Source organism: Kribbella turkmenica (assembly GCF_004348725.1).
In the GTDB taxonomy this organism is placed as follows: Bacteria; Actinomycetota; Actinomycetes; order Propionibacteriales; family Kribbellaceae; genus Kribbella; species Kribbella turkmenica.
On sequence record NZ_SMKR01000050.1, the window covers coordinates 1 to 15,938 of the forward strand.

The 15,938-nt window shown below is 70.6% G+C and carries 18 protein-coding genes and 1 pseudogene; 16 read left to right on the forward strand and 3 right to left on the reverse strand.

Annotated features, from left to right (window positions below; genetic code table 11):
• The first annotated feature begins 34 nt into the window (after positions 1-34).
• From alaS to E1218_RS13810, 6 genes are all read left to right on the forward strand, one after another.
• Entirely contained in the window at positions 35-1,627 is a 1,593-nt protein-coding gene (gene alaS / locus E1218_RS13790) for an alanine--tRNA ligase (protein WP_407657610.1), read from the forward strand.
• Complete coding sequence (locus E1218_RS38195) at positions 1,576-2,385, forward strand: DHHA1 domain-containing protein (protein ID WP_407657611.1); 810 nt, start codon at positions 1,576-1,578, stop codon at positions 2,383-2,385. Before alaS ends, E1218_RS38195 begins: the two co-directional genes overlap by 52 nt.
• Positions 2,386-2,414: 29 nt before the next feature.
• Positions 2,415-2,861, forward strand: coding sequence for a Holliday junction resolvase RuvX (gene ruvX / locus E1218_RS13795; RefSeq protein WP_456073639.1), 447 nt, complete (start codon positions 2,415-2,417; stop codon positions 2,859-2,861).
• The gene (gene mltG / locus E1218_RS13800) at positions 2,858-4,054 is read left to right on the forward strand and encodes an endolytic transglycosylase MltG (protein WP_132319996.1); all 1,197 of its coding nucleotides are present in this window, start codon (positions 2,858-2,860) and stop codon (positions 4,052-4,054) included. Before ruvX ends, mltG begins: the two co-directional genes overlap by 4 nt.
• On the forward strand, positions 4,055-4,876 hold the full coding sequence (locus E1218_RS13805) for a shikimate dehydrogenase (protein WP_132319998.1): 822 nt from the start codon (positions 4,055-4,057) through the stop codon (positions 4,874-4,876).
• 137 nt (positions 4,877-5,013) lie between these two features.
• The gene (locus tag E1218_RS13810; RefSeq protein WP_233712209.1) at positions 5,014-5,721 is read left to right on the forward strand and encodes a prepilin peptidase; all 708 of its coding nucleotides are present in this window, start codon (positions 5,014-5,016) and stop codon (positions 5,719-5,721) included.
• A gap of 201 nt (positions 5,722-5,922) precedes the next feature.
• On the opposite strand, the pseudogene E1218_RS13815 reads toward E1218_RS13810, so the two are convergent.
• A pseudogene (locus E1218_RS13815) lies at positions 5,923-6,090 on the reverse strand (ADP-ribosylglycohydrolase family protein); the annotation flags it as partial.
• A 90-nt stretch (positions 6,091-6,180) separates the two neighbouring features.
• On the opposite strand from E1218_RS13815, the gene aroC reads away from it, so the two are divergent.
• From aroC to fxlM, 8 genes are all read left to right on the forward strand, one after another.
• Positions 6,181-7,386: a chorismate synthase gene (gene aroC / locus E1218_RS13820; RefSeq protein ID WP_132320001.1), complete on the forward strand. Its 1,206-nt coding sequence runs from the start codon at positions 6,181-6,183 to the stop codon at positions 7,384-7,386.
• Positions 7,383-7,880, forward strand: a complete 498-nt coding sequence (locus E1218_RS13825; RefSeq protein WP_132320003.1) for a shikimate kinase — start codon at positions 7,383-7,385, stop codon at positions 7,878-7,880. Before aroC ends, E1218_RS13825 begins: the two co-directional genes overlap by 4 nt.
• 115 nt (positions 7,881-7,995) lie before the next feature.
• The gene (gene aroB / locus E1218_RS13830) at positions 7,996-9,084 is read left to right on the forward strand and encodes a 3-dehydroquinate synthase (protein WP_132320005.1); all 1,089 of its coding nucleotides are present in this window, start codon (positions 7,996-7,998) and stop codon (positions 9,082-9,084) included.
• A gap of 92 nt (positions 9,085-9,176) precedes the next feature.
• Entirely contained in the window at positions 9,177-10,262 is a 1,086-nt protein-coding gene (locus E1218_RS13835) for a Gfo/Idh/MocA family protein (RefSeq protein WP_132320007.1), read from the forward strand.
• 26 nt (positions 10,263-10,288) lie between these two features.
• The gene (gene aroQ / locus E1218_RS13840) at positions 10,289-10,729 is read left to right on the forward strand and encodes a type II 3-dehydroquinate dehydratase (RefSeq protein WP_165949260.1); all 441 of its coding nucleotides are present in this window, start codon (positions 10,289-10,291) and stop codon (positions 10,727-10,729) included.
• 116 nt (positions 10,730-10,845) lie between these two features.
• On the forward strand, positions 10,846-11,508 hold the full coding sequence (locus tag E1218_RS13845; protein WP_233712210.1) for a helix-turn-helix transcriptional regulator: 663 nt from the start codon (positions 10,846-10,848) through the stop codon (positions 11,506-11,508).
• Between the two features lie 77 nt (positions 11,509-11,585).
• A complete protein-coding gene (locus E1218_RS13850) occupies positions 11,586-12,083 on the forward strand; it encodes a MarR family winged helix-turn-helix transcriptional regulator (RefSeq protein WP_132320010.1) in 498 nt (165 codons plus the stop codon).
• A 4-nt stretch (positions 12,084-12,087) separates the two neighbouring features.
• Positions 12,088-13,287 carry a methyltransferase, FxLD system gene (fxlM, locus tag E1218_RS13855; protein ID WP_132320012.1) on the forward strand — a complete coding sequence of 400 codons (1,200 nt, stop codon included), beginning with the start codon at positions 12,088-12,090 and terminating at the stop codon, positions 13,285-13,287.
• On the opposite strand, the gene E1218_RS13860 is transcribed toward fxlM, so the two are convergent.
• Positions 13,271-13,996 carry a hypothetical protein gene (locus tag E1218_RS13860; protein ID WP_132320014.1) on the reverse strand — a complete coding sequence of 242 codons (726 nt, stop codon included), beginning with the start codon at positions 13,994-13,996 and terminating at the stop codon, positions 13,271-13,273. The two genes, fxlM and E1218_RS13860, sit on opposite strands and share 17 nt — an antisense overlap.
• 145 nt (positions 13,997-14,141) lie before the next feature.
• Here E1218_RS13860 and efp point away from each other — a divergent pair, with 145 nt between their 5' ends.
• Positions 14,142-14,705: an elongation factor P gene (efp, locus tag E1218_RS13865; protein ID WP_132320016.1), complete on the forward strand. Its 564-nt coding sequence runs from the start codon at positions 14,142-14,144 to the stop codon at positions 14,703-14,705.
• A 34-nt stretch (positions 14,706-14,739) separates the two neighbouring features.
• Complete coding sequence (gene nusB / locus E1218_RS13870; protein WP_132320018.1) at positions 14,740-15,150, forward strand: transcription antitermination factor NusB; 411 nt, start codon at positions 14,740-14,742, stop codon at positions 15,148-15,150.
• Between the two features lie 268 nt (positions 15,151-15,418).
• On the opposite strand, the gene bldD is transcribed toward nusB, so the two are convergent.
• Positions 15,419-15,931: a transcriptional regulator BldD gene (gene bldD / locus E1218_RS13875; RefSeq protein WP_026163359.1), complete on the reverse strand. Its 513-nt coding sequence runs from the start codon at positions 15,929-15,931 to the stop codon at positions 15,419-15,421.
• Between the last annotated feature and the right edge of the window lie 7 nt (positions 15,932-15,938).

The window sequence follows — 15,938 nt, forward strand, 5'->3', positions numbered from 1 at the left end:
CTGCAGACACGCGTGAGGATTACCGGTAACACCCATGGAAACCAGTGAGATCAGGCGGCGGTTCCTGCAGTACTTCGAGGACCGGGGCCACACCGTGGTGCCGAGCGCACCGCTGCCGTCGCCGGACCCGAACCTGCTGTTCAACGTGGCCGGCATGGCCCAGTTCGTGCCCTACTTCGTCGGCCAGCAGACGCCGCCGTACGCGCGGGCCACGAGCGTGCAGAAGTGCGTCCGGACACTCGACATCGACGAGGTCGGCAAGACCACCCGGCACGGCACGTTCTTCCAGATGAACGGCAACTTCTCCTTCGGCGACTACTTCAAGGAGAAGGCGATCGAGTACGCCTGGGATCTGGTCACCCGGTCCCAGAACGACGGCGGCTACGGCTTCGACGAGTCCGTGCTGTACGCGTCGGTGTACTACGAGGACGACGAGGCGATCGACCTGTGGAAGCGGGTCGCCGGCCTGCCGGACGATCGGATCGTCCGGCTCGGGATGAGGGACAACTTCTGGTCGATGGGCATCCCCGGCCCGTGCGGCCCGTGCTCGGAGATCCTGATCGACCGCGGCCCGGAGTTCGGCGCCGACCGGGACTGGGAGGCGGGCGACCGCTACCTCGAGTTCTGGAACCTGGTCTTCATGCAGAACATCCGCGGCGAGGGTGGCGGCAAGGAGGGCTACCCGATCCTCGGCGAGCTGCCGAAGAAGAACATCGACACCGGTCTCGGCCTGGAGCGGGTGGCCTACCTGCTGCAGGGCGTCGACAACATGTACGAGATCGACGAGATCTATCCGGTGATCGAGAAGGCGTCCGAGCTCAGCGGCCGCAAGTACGGCGTCGAGCACGTCGACGACGTCCGCTTCCGGGTGATCGCGGACCACGTCCGCAGCGCGCTGATGCTGATCGGCGACGGCGTGAACCCGGGCAACGAGCAGGGCGGCTACGTCCTGCGCCGGCTGCTCCGCCGGGCGATCCGCTCGATGCGCCTGCTCGGCTACGAGGACCCGAGCCTGGTCGAGCTGCTCCCGGTCAGCCTGGAGCAGATGAAGAAGTCGTACCCGGAGCTGGCCGCCGACTTCGGCCGGATCAGCCAGGTCGCGTACGCCGAGGAGGAGGCCTTCCGCCGGACCCTCACCGCCGGGACGAGCATCTTCGACATCGCCGTCCGCGAGACGAAGGCCGGCGGCGCGCACCAGTTGGAGGGTGCGAAGGCGTTCCAGCTGCACGACACCTACGGCTTCCCGATCGACCTCACCGTCGAGATGGCCGCCGAGCAGGGCCTGAACGTCGACACCGAGGGCTTCCAGGCGCTGATGAAGGAACAGCGCGAACGGGCCAAGGCGGACGCGCGGGCGAAGAAGGCCGGTCACGCGGACACCTCGGGGTACCGGGAGCTGCGGGAGAAGGGAGTCACCGAGTTCACCGGCTACCAGGAGCTCGCCACCGACTCACAGGTCCGCGGTCTGTTGCGCGAAGGCGTGGCCGCGTCGTCCGCCGAGCAGGGCGAGACCGTCGAGGTCGTGCCGCCTGGTCGTCGGCGCTGGACCAGGCGACCCGGTCCGAGATCGAAGAGGTGGCGAACCTCGCCGTCCGCCAGGACCTGCCGGTCTCGGCGCAGTACATGACGCTGCCGGAGGCCCGGGAGTGGGGCGCGCTGGCGCTGTTCGGCGAGACCTACGACGAGCAGGTGCGGGTGGTGGAGATCGGCGGCCCCTGGTCGCGTGAGCTCTGTGGCGGCACGCACGTGAAGCATTCGTCCCAGGTCGGCGCGCTGACCGTGACCGGCGAGTCGTCGGTCGGTGCCGGGGTCCGCCGGCTCGAGGCGTTCGTCGGCATGGAGGCGCTGCGCTACCTCGGCAGGGAGCGTGCGCTGGTCCGCCTGCTGAGCGAGAACCTGAAGGCACGGCCGGAGGAGCTGCCCGCGAAGGTCGCCGACCTCGCCGAGCGGCTGCGGGCCGCGGAGAAGGAGCTCGAGCGGATGCGGGCCGGCCAGGTGCTGGCCGCTGCCGCCGAGCTGGCCGCGAACCCGAAGGACGTCTTCGGCGTCCAGTACGTCGGCCATCGCGCACCCGACGGCGTGAACGGCGGGGATTTGCGCAAGCTGGCTCTCGACGTGCGCGGCCGGATGTCCGCCGACAAGCCGGCCGTGGTCGCCGTACTGAGTGTGAACGACGGCAAGCCCGGTGTGGTGATCGCGCTGAACGACACTGCGCGCGAGTGGCGGCTGAAGGCCGGTGACCTGGTCCGGGTCGCGGCCGAGAAGCTGGGCGGGCGCGGCGGCGGCAAGGACGACGTCGCACAGGGTGGCGGCACCGAGCCGGCGGGCGCGGACGACGCGCTGGCCGCGGTCGAGCACACCATCGGCCAGCTCGTCACGGGCTGAGTCTTGGACCGACCCTGATGAGACGTGGCGTGCGGCTCGCACTGGACATCGGCGACGTCCGGATCGGCGTTGCCAGCAGCGACCCGCACGGAATCCTGGCCACGCCGGTGACTACCATCCGGCGTGGACCCGGAGATCTGGAGAGGATCGCCGCACTCGCCGCCGAACTGGAGGCGGTCGAGATCGTGGTCGGTCTGCCGCGCTCGCTGTCCGGGCGTGAGGGGCCGGCCGCGCTGAAGATCCGGGAAACCGCGGAGCTGGTGCGGGCTAAAGTGCAGGAGGGCAACTCGGGGACGGCGGTGCGGCTGGTGGACGAGCGGTTCACCACGGTGACCGCCGAGCGCATGCTGCGGGAACGTGGAAAGAAGGGCTCCAAGCGGCGGGCCGTGGTCGACCAGGCCGCGGCGGTCGTGATTCTGCAACACGCGCTCGATGTCGAGCGCGAGACTGGGAACCCACCCGGGAGGCCCCTGTGAACAGAACATCGGTGGACGACGACGTGACCGACGGCGATGATCTCCCTACCGGCCTCGGGCTGCGGCCGGAGAGCCGGGTCGACCGCAGGGCCAACCGCCGCAAGGCCCGCGCCCGGCGCGGCTTCGGCTGCTTCGCAGGCCTGATCTCGCTGCTCGTCGTCGGTGCGCTGGTGGCCGGGGCGGTGATCGGCTTCGGCAAGGGCAAGGACGCGATCGAGCAGATGTTCGCCGCACCCGACTTCGAGGGCAGCGGCACCGGCACGGTGGTCGTGGAGATCACCCAGGGCCAGAGTGCGCAGGCGATCGCGGACACGCTGGAGAAGAAGGGCGTCGTCAAGAGCGCCCGGGCGTTCGAGCGGGTGGCCCGCGACGACCCGCGGTCCCGGCAGTTGCAGGCCGGCACGTACACGCTGCACAAGGAGATGTCGGCCGCGGCCGCGCTCGAGCTGATGCTGGACACCGGCAAGTCGATCCTGGTCACCCGGATCGGGTTCCGGGCCGGCCTGACCAAGGCCGAGGTCAGCGAGACGCTGCAGAAGTCGCCGAAGCTCAAACTCCCGGCCGGCGCCGCCGCGACCGCGCTGGCCAAGCCGGCCGCCCTGGGCCTGCCGCCGTATGCGAACAACAACGCCGAGGGCTTCCTCTACCCGGGCACGTACGACGTGCCGAAGGGCGCGACGGCGTACACCATCCTCAAGCTGATGACGGCGCAGTACGCGAAGCAGGCGGCCGCACTCGACCTGGTGAAGACCGCGCAGCGCAAGAAACTGGACCCGTACCAGGCGGTGATCGTGGCCAGCATCATCGGCGCGGAGACGAACCGCCCGCAGGACTACGCCAAGGTCTCGCGGGTGATCTACAACCGGCTGCGGATCGGGATGCGGCTGCAGATGGACTCGACGATCCACTACGTGGCCGGCAAGGACGGCGGGGTGTTCACCACGCAGGAGCAGCGGGACATGGACTCGCCGTACAACACGTACAAGAACAGGGGCCTGCCGCCGACGCCGATCAACTCGCCGACCAAGGACACGCTGCGGGCTGCGCTGAACCCGGCGCAGGGCAACTGGCTGTACTTCACCCTGGTCAACCTCGACACCGGCGAGACCGCGTTCGCGAGCACGTCGGACGAGCACCTGAACAACGTGAAGAAGCTCCAGGCCTGGTGCCAGGCCCACAAGGGCCGGTGCTGAATGAGGTGTGCGGTCCTCGGTAGCCCGATCGCGCACTCGCTGTCGCCCGCGATGCACCGGGCGGCGTACGCCGCACTCGGCCTGGACTGGCGGTACGACGCGTTCGAGGTCGGCGAGGACGAGTTGCGCGGGTTCGTCGCGTCGCTCGGTGACGACGTCCGCGGGCTGTCGCTGACAATGCCGCTGAAGCGGGTCGCGCTCGACCTGGTGGACACCGTCGACCCGGTCGCCGAGCTGATCGGGGCGGCGAACACGATGCTGTTCGAGCCGGACGGATCGCGCTCGGCCCACAACACCGACGTCCCCGGGCTGGTGAACGCGTTCGCCGAGCGCGGCATCACGGCCGCCGACAGTGCCGTGATCCTGGGCGGTGGAGCGACCGCCGCGTCGACGCTGGCGGCGTTGCGCGGGCTGAAGGTCAGCGAGGTGACCGTCGTAGTCCGGGACGTCTCCCGGGCCGAGCGGCTGCTCGACCTGGCGGCCGAGCTGGGGCTGAAGACCTCGGTCGCCGACTTCTCGCAGGTCGAGCAGATCGGCGGGTTCGACCTGTGCGTCTCGACGCTGCCCGGCGGTGCCGCCGACCCGTGGGCCGAGCATTTCGCGGCGGTCGCGCCGGTGATGTTCGACGTGGCGTACCACCCGTGGCCGACCGGGCTGGCGATCGCCGCGCACCGGGTCGGTACAGAGCTGTTGAACGGTCTCGACCTGCTCGTGCATCAGGCGACTCTCCAGGTGGAGATGATGACGGGCAGGTCGCCGGCCCCGCTGGCGGCCATGAGGTCCGCCGCGCGGGAGGAGCTCGACGATCGTGGGCCGGTCTGACCGCCCTACGCTGCTGAAGGCCGGCCAGTGTCTCCTGCTGATCGGCGCCGGTGCGGCGGTGGTCGCGCGGATCCTGGTCCGCCGGTCGTCCACAGGCCACGCGTGAACCTGCCCGGGATCGTCTAGGCTCCTGGATCGTGCCGGCTGACAATGCGTTGCTCGCCGCGGCGGCCGGGGTGGTCTGCTGCGGTCCGGCGGCGTACCTGCTGGGGTCGTGGCTGATGCGGCGCATCCCGGAGCCGTCGCTCGAGGAAGGCGAGACCAAGGTTCCGTACGCCGACCTCGCGGGGCCGCGGGCGGCTGCCTGGTGTGGATTGCTCGCGGCGGTCTCCGGCGGGCTGCTCGGATGGGTGCTCGGGACCGATCCGGTGCTGGTGGCCTGGCTGCTGCTGGCCGTCATCGGCGCGATCCTCGGGTACATCGACGCCCGGACGCGGTACCTTCCCTCGGCGATCATCTGGCCGTCGTACCTGGTGATCGGTCTCGCGCTGCTGGGCGCCGCCGTGGTGTCGGGGGAGTGGGGATCGTTGCGGCGCGCGGTGCTTGCGGGGGCGATCGGGTTCGTCGTGTTCTACGTGCTGTGGTTCGTGTTTCCACGGGGTGTCGGGTTCGGCGACGTGCGGTTGTCGGGGCTGCTCGGGCTGCCGCTCGGCTGGCTCGGCTGGGGTGAGTTCGTCACCGGCCTGTACGGCGGCTTCTTCCTCGGCGCGATCGTCGGCATCGCCCTGATCGCCGCCCGGCTGATGACCCGAAAGCAGATGGTCCCGTTCGGCCCGTACATGCTGATCGGCGCCCTGACCGGCGTCCTGCTGGGCGGGCCGCTCGCCCGGCTGTACGCCGGATAGCTGACACCGCCGGTCCGGCACAAGCTGTCGATCGAAGGTCAGGCGCCGGGATAGCGCGCCAGGCCCCACGCCGTGTGTGGACCGTAGTCGCCGTGGAGACGGTCGGCTCTGGTGAAACCCGAGCCTGCGGTCGGTCCGGACCCCGGCCCGGATCAGCCCCTCGACCGTGAACAACGTCATCTGGGTGTCGTCGGTGATCGTCTCGGGCGGCCAGCCGGAGACGAACGTCCGCAACCCGTCCGGGTGCGCGGCGACGATCGACCAGCCGCTCTCGAACTCGACCGGTGCTCCCAGTGCGTCGCCGATCGCCCCACCGAGCAGGCACCCGCGAACCCGCGAGCGCCACGTCTCCTCCGCACCCCGATCCATGCTCTGAACCCTATCCACGGGCGCATGCCCGACCGGGCACGCGGTGAGACCGGCGTCGGGGCGGTGGGGGGCGCGTGGAAGAATCGGGGCATGCTGCGCTGGCTCACCGCCGGCGAGTCGCACGGACAAGCGCTCGTCGCCGTACTCGAAGGTCTTCCCGCAGGCGTCCAGGTCACCACGGATGACGTGGCCGACGCCCTCGCCCGTCGTCGGCTCGGCTACGGCCGCGGCGCCCGGATGAAGTTCGAGCGGGACGAGGTCACATTCGTCGGCGGGTTCCGGCACGGGCTGTCACTCGGCAGCCCGGTCGCCATCCAGGTCGGCAACACCGAGTGGCCGAAGTGGGAGCAGGTGATGGCACCGGACCCGGTCGACCCGGAGACGCTGGCCGACCTGGCCCGGAACGCCCCGCTGACCCGTCCGCGCCCCGGCCACGCGGATCTGGCCGGCATGCAGAAGTACGGCTTCGACGAGGCCCGCCCGGTGCTCGAGCGGGCGAGCGCCCGGGAGACCGCGGCCCGGGTCGCCCTGGGCGAGGTCGCGGCCCGGTTCCTGAAGCAGGCCCTCGGCGTGACGATCGTCAGCCACGTCGTCGAGCTCGGCACGGTCAAGGCGCCGTACGGCGTGATCCCGTCGTACGACGACGTCGCGAAGCTGGACGCGGACCCGGTGCGCTGCCTGGACGCGGACGCGAGCAAGGCGATGGTGGCCGAGATCGACACCGCGCAGAAGGCCGGCGACACCCTCGGCGGCGTGGTCGAGGTGGTCGTGGACGGTCTGCCGCCGGGGCTCGGCAGCTACGTGCACTGGGACCGGCGGCTCGACTCGAAGCTGGCCGGCGCGCTGATGGGCATCCAGGCGATCAAGGGCGTCGAGCTCGGCGACGGGTTCGAGCTGGCCCGGACCCCGGGCTCGAAGGCGCACGACGAGATCGTCGCCCAGGACGGCGTCATCCGGCGGACCGGCGGCCGTTCCGGCGGCACCGAGGGCGGGATGAGCACCGGCGAGACGCTGCGGGTACGGGCCGCGATGAAGCCGATCGCGACCGTGCCGCGGGCGCTGCGGACGATCGACACCACCACCGGCGAGACCGCGTCCGCGCACCACCAGCGGTCCGACGTCTGCGCCGTACCGGCCGCGGGCATCGTCGCCGAGGCGATGGTGGCGCTGGTGCTGGCCGAGGTCGCCCTGGAGAAGTTCGGCGGCGACTCGGTCGCGGAGACCGCGCGCAACCACCAGGCCTACCTGGCGAACCTGCCGTCCACCATCACGCCGCGGGAGTGGGCAGAGCTGTGAGCCCGGTCGTTGTGCTCGTCGCTCCGCCCGGATCGGGGAAGTCGACCATCGCGGCGCTGCTCGCCGAGCGGCTCGGCGTGCCGCACCGTGACACCGACACCGATATCGAGGCAGGCGCCGGCAAGCCGATCTCGGACATCTTCGTCGACGATGGCGAGCCGCACTTCCGCGCACTGGAGCGGGCCGCGATCGTGGCAGCGCTCGAAGGCTCCGAGGTGCTGTCGCTCGGCGGCGGCGCGATCCTCGACCCGGACACCCGGGCGGACCTGGCCGGCCACAACGTGGTCTTCCTGGACGTGTCTCTCGGTGAGGCGGCCAAGCGGGTCGGCCTCGGCGTCGCCCGCCCACTGCTGCTCGGCAACGTCCGCACCCAATTGCGCAACCTGATGGAAGCCCGCCGCCCGCTGTACGCCGAGGTGGCGAAGCTGACCGTGCAGACCGACGAACGCACCCCGGACGAGATCGCCGCCGAGATCGTGGAGCACCTGGGATGACCCTGACGGATGCCGCGCTGCCGCGCGGCGGGACATGGGGCTGGAACTCCCGGCCTTCCCTCGTCACTCCGGTCGCTTCGCTCCCTCCGCTCCTCAGTCCAGGCCGGGAGGCCCCATGACCAGGATCAGAGTCGAGGCGGCGGCTCCGTACGACGTTGTCATCGGCAACAATCTGCTGGACGAGCTGCCCGGGCTGCTGGGGGACGGGGTGCAGCGGGTGGCCGTGATCCACCCGCGGGCGCTGCGCACCAGCGGGGACGCGATCCGCGACGACCTCACCGCGAGCGGCTACACCGCGCACGCGATCGAGATCCCGGATGCCGAGGACGCCAAGACCGCCGAGGTGCTGGCGTACTGCTGGTCGGTGCTCGGGCAGGCCGGGTTCACCCGCTCGGACGCGATCGTCGGCGTCGGCGGCGGGACGACGACCGACCTGGCCGGTTTCGTCGCCGCCACCTGGCTGCGGGGCGTCAAGGTCGTGCACATCCCGACGACGCTGCTCGGCATGGTCGACGCGGCCGTCGGCGGGAAGACCGGGATCAACACCGCCGAGGGAAAGAACCTGGTCGGCGCGTTCTGGGAGCCGGCCGGGGTGCTGTGCGACCTGGCCGCGCTGGAGACGCTGCCGCGCAACGACTACGTCAGCGGTCTCGCCGAGGTGGTGAAGTGCGGCTTCATCGCGGACCCGGTGATCCTCGACCTGGTCGAGAAGGATCCGGCCGGCGCGTCCAGCCCGGCGTACGACGCCACCGAGGAACTCATCGCCCGCGCGATCCAGGTGAAGGCCGACACGGTCGGCGCGGACCTGCGCGAGCGGACCACCGCGATCGGCGGGAAGATCGGCCGCGAGGCGCTGAACTACGGCCACACGCTGGGCCACGCGATCGAGCGGGTCGAGCGGTACAAGTGGCGGCACGGCGCCGCGATCAGCATCGGCATGGTGTTCGTCGCCGAGCTCGCCCGCGCGGCCGGCCGGCTCGACGACGCGACCGCCGACCGGCATCGCGCCGTACTGGAGTCCCTCGGGCTGCCGGTGACCTACCGGGCCGACGCCTGGCCGCACCTGCAGGACGCGATGAAGCTCGACAAGAAGACCCGGGCGGACCGGCTCCGGTTCGTCGTCCTCGACGGCCTTGCCAGGCCGGCCGTCTTCGAGGCGCCGGACCCGGGCCTGCTGATCGCCGCGTACGCCGAGATCAGCTGACCGGATCCGGTCATGGACCGGACGCGCCCTTGTGCATCGACGGCGACCTCGACGATGCTGGCTGGGAAAGGGCTTTCCAGCGAAAGGGCCTCATGTCTGACAGCAAGCACCGGATCGCCATCGTCGGAACCGGCGGTATCGCCAACGCCCATGCCGGGGCGGTGCGGGCGTGCGCGGACCGCGCCGACCTCGTCGCCGCGGTGGACGTCGACGTCGACCGCGCGAACGCGTTCGCGACCAAGTGGGACATCCCCGCCGTGTACCCGGGCCTGTCCGACCTGCTCGCGGCCGGCCAGGTCGACCTGGTCCACCTGTGCACGCCGCCGAGCTCGCACGTGCCGCTGGCCGCCGAGTGCCTGGCCGCGAACGTCGACGTGCTGACGGAGAAGCCGCCGACGTTGTCGCTGGACGAGCTCGACGCGCTGCTCGACGCGGAGCGGGCATCGTCCGCGCAGGTCGTGTGCGTGTTCCAGCACCGCTTCGGCTCGGGCGCCGTACGGCTGCGTGAGCTGGCCGCGAACGGCGTGCTCGGCCGGCCGTTGGTTGCCCTGTGCAACACCGTCTGGTACCGCGACGACGAGTACTTCGCGATGCCGTGGCGCGGGACCTTCGAGGTCGAGGGCGGCGGTCCGACGATGGGGCACGGGATCCACCAGTTCGACCTGCTGCTGTCGGTGCTGGGGCCGTGGGAGAAGGTGACCGCGATCGCGGCCCGGCAAGCCCGCCCGACCAAGACCGAGGACGTCTCGATGGCGCTGGTGACCTTCGAGAACGGCGCGGTGGCGTCGGTCGTCAACTCGCTGGTCTCGCCGCGGCAGACCTCGCAGCTGCGGTTCGACTACGAGAACGCGACGATCGAGCTGGAACACCTCTACGGCTACAAGAACGAGAACTGGACGGTCACCCCCGGCCCTTCGCAGGAAGCCGTGGCCTCGGCGTGGGCAGACGGTCTTCCCGAGGTCGCGAGCGGGCATTCCGCCCAGCTCTCCGCCGTACTGGACGCCCTCGCGGCGGGCGAACCCGCACCGGTCCCACTTGCCGAAGCCCGCAACACCCTCGAGCTCGCAGCCGCCATCTACGCCTCGGCTTTCACCGACGAACCGGTCCGCCGCGGCGACCTCACCCGAGGCTCCGACTACGCCCAGCGCATGGGCGGCCCCGGAGCTCCCTGGAGCTGAGGCTCTAGGGTTGGGGTGTGACTGACGTGAGTGGGCGGCGGGTGCTGGTGCTGAACGGGCCGAATTTCGGTCGTCTGGGGTCCCGGGAGCCGGAGAAGTACGGGACGACGACGTTCGCGGATCTGGTCGCGGAGTGCGAGAAGGCCGGAGCCGAGCTCGGGCTGGACGTCGAGGTGCGGCAGACCGACGACGAGGCCGAGTTGGTCGGCTGGCTGCACGAGGCGGCCGACGGCAGGCTCCCAGTGGTCCTGAACCCGGCTGCCTTCACCCACTACTCGTACTCGCTACGGGACGCCTGCGCCCAGCGGACCGCGCCGCTGATCGAGATCCACCTGACCAACCCCGCCACCCGCGAGGAGTTCCGGCACACCAGCGTGGTGGCCGGCGTGGCCACCGGCACGATCGCCGGCTTCGGCGTCGACTCCTACCGGCTGGCGCTGCGCGCGCTCACCACCCTCCCGGACTGAGTTGCCGAACTGAGACCTCCCCCGAACGCAACCAACCTGCCCTTTCGGGCATCTAGCCAGTGAGTGCAGGTTCGCGCCGGACCGTCTGGCGCCGATGCCCTGGGGGAGTGGCACGGATGACGACGCAGCAACGTGTTCCGGTCTGGATGAAAGCCCTCGACCCGCTGTCGCAGTTCGGGTTGGTGCACGCCCTCCGGCCGCGGCCGGAGATCGGCCTGCTGACCGACGCCGACCTGGCGGTCATCCAGGCGCGGATGCTCGAGCAGCGGACCGCGTCGCCGGTGGTCGCGCTGATCGCCGTCGACTCGCTGGACCGGGCGGCGGTTGAGGTACTCCGCTCGGCGAAAGAGCGGGGGTGCGGCCGGGCCGTGCTGATCACCGGCATGATCGACGACGACGCGCTGATGACCGCGGTGGAGCTCGGGGTGTCCGGCGTGCTCCGGCGGACCGAGGCGACCGCCGACCGGATCGTGCACCTCGTGCAGACCGCCGCCGCGGGTCACGGCAGCCTGCCGCCCGAGCTCATGGGTCGCCTGCTCGGCCGTGTCCCGCGCATGCAGGTGCTGACGCCACGGAGGCCGTCCCAGACCGGTCTGTCCGACCGCGAGACTCAGGTCTTGCGGCTCGTCGCCGACGGCAAGGACACCCAGGAGATCGCGCGGGAGCTGTCGTACTCCGAGCGGACGGTCAAGAACGTCCTGCACGACGTAACCAGCCGCCTGCAGCTCAGGAACCGCTCACACGCCGTCGCCTACGCCTTGCGTGAGGGCCTGATCTAGGCCGGCCCGGTGGGAGCACTCAGCGCTGAGCAATCCACGATCCCTCACCGCTAAGCAAGCTGGACTACGCTGGCCGTATGGTTGATCACCTCGACCTGGTGCTCGAGCAATGGGCGGAGCAGCGGCCGGACCTGGACGCGTCGCCGATGGGCGTGGTCGGGCGGGTGAGCCGGCTGAACCAGTTGTTCGGTGCCCAGCTGGCGCGCAACTTCGCCCGGTTCGACGTCGACCGCGCCTCGTTCGACGTACTCGCGACGCTGCGGCGCAGCAACGCCGAGCACAGCCTGACCCCGGCCGGACTGATGCGGTCGTCGATGGTGACCTCGGGCGCGATCAGTCAGCGGCTGGACCGGCTCGAGGCGCGCGGACTCGTCACCCGGGCGCCCAGCGAGACGGACGGGCGCGGCGTTCGGGTGACGCTGACCGACGAGGGGCTGCGGCTGATCGACTCGGTGCTCCCGGCCCACATCGAGACGGAGCAGCAGATGCTCGCCGGACTGTCGACGGTCGAGCGCGAGCAGTTCGCCGAGCTGTTGCGGACGTTGCTCGAATCCCTCGGGGACACGAGGGACTGAGACCATGACCGCCGACGACTCGCGCCGGGCCGAGTCGTTGCGTGCGGCCCTGACCCGCCACCTGGTCGCCGAGGGCTCCATCCGGGACCAGCGGGTGGCCGCCGCGTTCGAGACCGTGCCCCGGCACCTGTTCGTCCCGCAGGCACCCCTCGACCGGGCGTACGCCGACGACGTCGTCCTGATGAAACGGAACGACGCCGGGATCGCGGTCAGCTCGGTGTCCCAGCCGAGCATCGTCGCGCTCATGCTCGGCCAGGCCGGGATCCAGCCCGGCGACCGCGTTCTCGAGATCGGCTCCGGTGGCTACAACGCGGCCCTGATGCGCGAGCTTACCGGTCCGGCAGGTGCCGTGACCACGGTCGACATCGATCCCGAGGTCGCCGACCGGGCCCGGGAGGTGCTGGCGTCGGCCGGGTATGACGACGTCCGGGTGGTCCGGGCGGACGGGGAGTTCGGCGACCCGGAGGACGCGCCGTTCGACCGGATCGTGGTCACCGTGACGGCGTGGGACGTGCCGCCGGCCTGGATCGGCCAGCTCCGGCCCGGCGGGCGGATCGTCGTACCGCTGCGGCTGCGAGGCCAGACCCGGTCGATCGGGTTCGACCGGGTCGGCGACCACCTGGAGAGCCGGTCCGCGACGATGTGTGGCTTCGTCTGCATGCAGGGCGCCGGCGCGAACTACGAGCGGCTGGTGCCGATCGCGGGTGACCAGGTGTTCGTCAGCTTCGACGAGGACCAGGAGATCGAGGCTCATCCGTACGACGGCGTCCTCGGGCAACCGCACGTGCAGGCCTGGTCAGGGGTGGTGATGAACCGGCAGGAGCCGCTGGCCGAGCTCAACCTGTGGCTCGCGTCGGCCCTGCCCGGATTCTGCATCCTCGGCGCGGACCGATCCGTGAAGACGGTCGCACCGACACCGCGGTGGGGTGCCGCGGCGGTGGTGACGCGCGACAGTGTGGCCTACCTGACGTCCTGCCCGGCCCGGCGACGACCGGCGTCGTTCGTCGAGCTGGGCGTCAACGGTCACGGGCCGGAGGCGTCCCGGCTGATGGACAGGCTGATCGACCAGCTGCGGCTGTGGGACGCGCATCACCGGCACGGGCCGGGGCCGTCGTTCCAGGTGTGGCCGGCGGGTGGCGACGTACCGGCCGGGTTCAGGATCACGCGGCGGCACGCTTGCCTGGTGGTCAGCTGGGCGGAGTAGTCCCGGGACGCGGCGGGTTCCGGACCGTCTGCCAGAGCTCGTCGATGTCCGAGCGGTCGTCGGGCTCCGGGGTGTCCACCCAGCCGCTGGCCCAGGTGTCCTCATCGCGGTCGAGGTCGAAGATCGACTCCGCGAACGCGGCCGAACCGACGTACCGGGTCTCCGGCTCGTCCTGCCCCTGCTCGTCCTGCCCCTGCTCGTCCTGCTCCGGTGCGGCCGGCCCGGCCTGTGCGGACTGGGCCGGACGGGCCGGGGTGGGCGACGTCCCGGGAGGTCCGACCAGGGCCCGCGCATGCTCCTGCGCCTCGAGGATGCCCATGTCCTGCTCGTCGCACAGCAGCCGGATCGCCGCCACCTCGCTGCCGGCCTCCATCAACTCCCGGACCCGGGCGTCAGTGTCGTTCCGCGCGGCCGGCAGGTGGTGCTGCGGCGGGCGATGCCCCTGCGGCGGCCCGTACGACGGCAACCATTGCGCCGGCGGCTGGTACTGGGGCTGGAACTGGGGTGGCGGCACCTGGCCGCCGGTGGGCCGGGTGAACTGGCCCTGGAACTGGGTCGGCACGTTGCCGCCCTGCTGGGCCTGCATCCGCTCGATCAGCTTCTGCATCCGCGGGTTCGGGCGGCCGCCGGACTTCGAGGCCTGCTGCCTGGCCTTGCCGATCACGCTGACCACGATCATGACGATGACGAAGATCGCGAACTCCACCACCGGCTGCCCTCCGTCGTCACAGTCGCCACTCGGGACTGCCAGCCTAAGCCCCGCCGGGTCCGCCCGCGGGCGCGGAATCGAAGGAAGGGGCAGGTGACCGCTACAATCCGGTGTTACCGCTGATCAATTCGAAGGGCATATCCGCGTGGCAACGACGAACGACCTCAAGAACGGCATGGTGCTCGACCTGGACGGGCAGCTGTGGTCCGTCGTCTGGTTCCAGCACCACAAGCCCGGCAAGGGCGGCGCCGTCGTCCGGACGAAGCTGAAGAACGTGCTCTCCGGCAAGGTGGTCGACAAGACCTTCAACGCGGATGTCAAGGTCGAGGTCGCGACCGTCGACAAGCGCGACATGACCTACCTGTACAACGACGGCACGTCGTACGTGTTCATGGACAAGCAGACCTACGACCAGCTGCAGATCCAGCCCGAGACCGTCGGCGACGCCGCGCACTTCCTGCTGGAGAATCAGGACGCCATCGTCGCGGTGCACGACGACCTGCCGCTGTACGTCGAGCTCCCGGCCTCGGTCGAACTCGTCGTCGAGTACACCGAGCCCGGCCTGCAGGGCGACCGGTCCACCGGTGGCACCAAGCCGGCCAAGCTGGAGACCGGCTACACCATCCAGGTCCCGCTGTTCCTGACCACGGGCGAGAAGGTCAAGGTCGACACCCGCACGGGCGACTACCTCGGTCGCGTCACCTCCTGACCACTTCGGATCCCGGAAGAGCTGACAACCGCACATGTCTGCCCGTAGCAAGGCCCGCAAGCGCGCCCTCGACGTGCTGTTCGAGTCCGAGGTCAGGGGGTTGCCCGTCGGCGGCACCCTGGCCGACCGGGTGGCCGACAACGACCCGCCGGTGAACGAGTTCACCGTGGCACTGGTCGAGGGTGTGGCGAAGCACATCGAGGTGATCGACGACCTGCTGCAGACCCACTCGGTCGGCTGGTCGCTGGACCGGATGCCGGCGGTGGACCGCAACATCCTGCGGATCGGCAGCTACGAACTGCTGTTCGACGACCAGGTCCCGGACGTGGTCGCGGTCAGCGAGGCGGTCGCCCTCGCGCGGGACCTGTCCACCGACGAGTCGCCGGCGTTCGTGAACGGGCTGCTGGCCAGACTGCTGCAGCTCAAGCCCACCCTCGGCGTCTGAGCGGCTGAGGAGCGAGGGGGGCGAGCCCTCTCGGGAAGTCCTGATGTCGGGGCCCGGTGACCGTCTCGGTACGGTCCCGGGCCGGATCTGCGTCCCCGTGGTGGTGGCGCGGGGGAACGGCCCCGGCCTCTGGTGCAGCGGGTGAGGTGGTGCCCGCCGCGGGTCGTGCGCTACTGCGGATTACTGCTGCGGATTCCTTCTGCGGATGAGAAGGCGGGCGGCCGCGGGCCAGCTGCTACGAGCCCCGACCGTCTCTGCTGCCTTCCGATCAGGCGCCGGCTGCCTCGGACTCCTCGACGTCGCCCTTCGCCTCCGGGTTCAGCACACCCCAGGAGATGAAACGCTCGGTCAGAGTCGTCGGCGACTCGTCGTAGATCACGGCCAGGGTCCGCATGTCGTCCTGACGGATCGACAGCACCTTGCCGTTGTAGTCACCCCGCTGAGCCTGGATCGTGGCCGCGTACCGCGTCAGCGGACCGGCCTCGCTCGCGTCGAGGTGTTGCAGGGCCTCCAGGTCGAGGATCAACCGGGGCGGAGCGGCAGCCGCGGCGGCCGCGCTGGCGGAACCGGGCAGGAGCTCACGGATCGGCACGCCGTAGAAATCGGCGAGCTCCGCGAGCTTCTGGACCGTGACGGCTCGATCGCCACGCTCGTACGAGCCGACGACGACCGCCTTCCAGCGACCCTTGGACTTCTCTTCCACGCCGTGCAGCGACAGCCCTTGCTGCTGGCGGATGGCGCGCAACTTGCCACCCAGTGTCTTCGCGTATTCGCTAGGCACGCTGGTT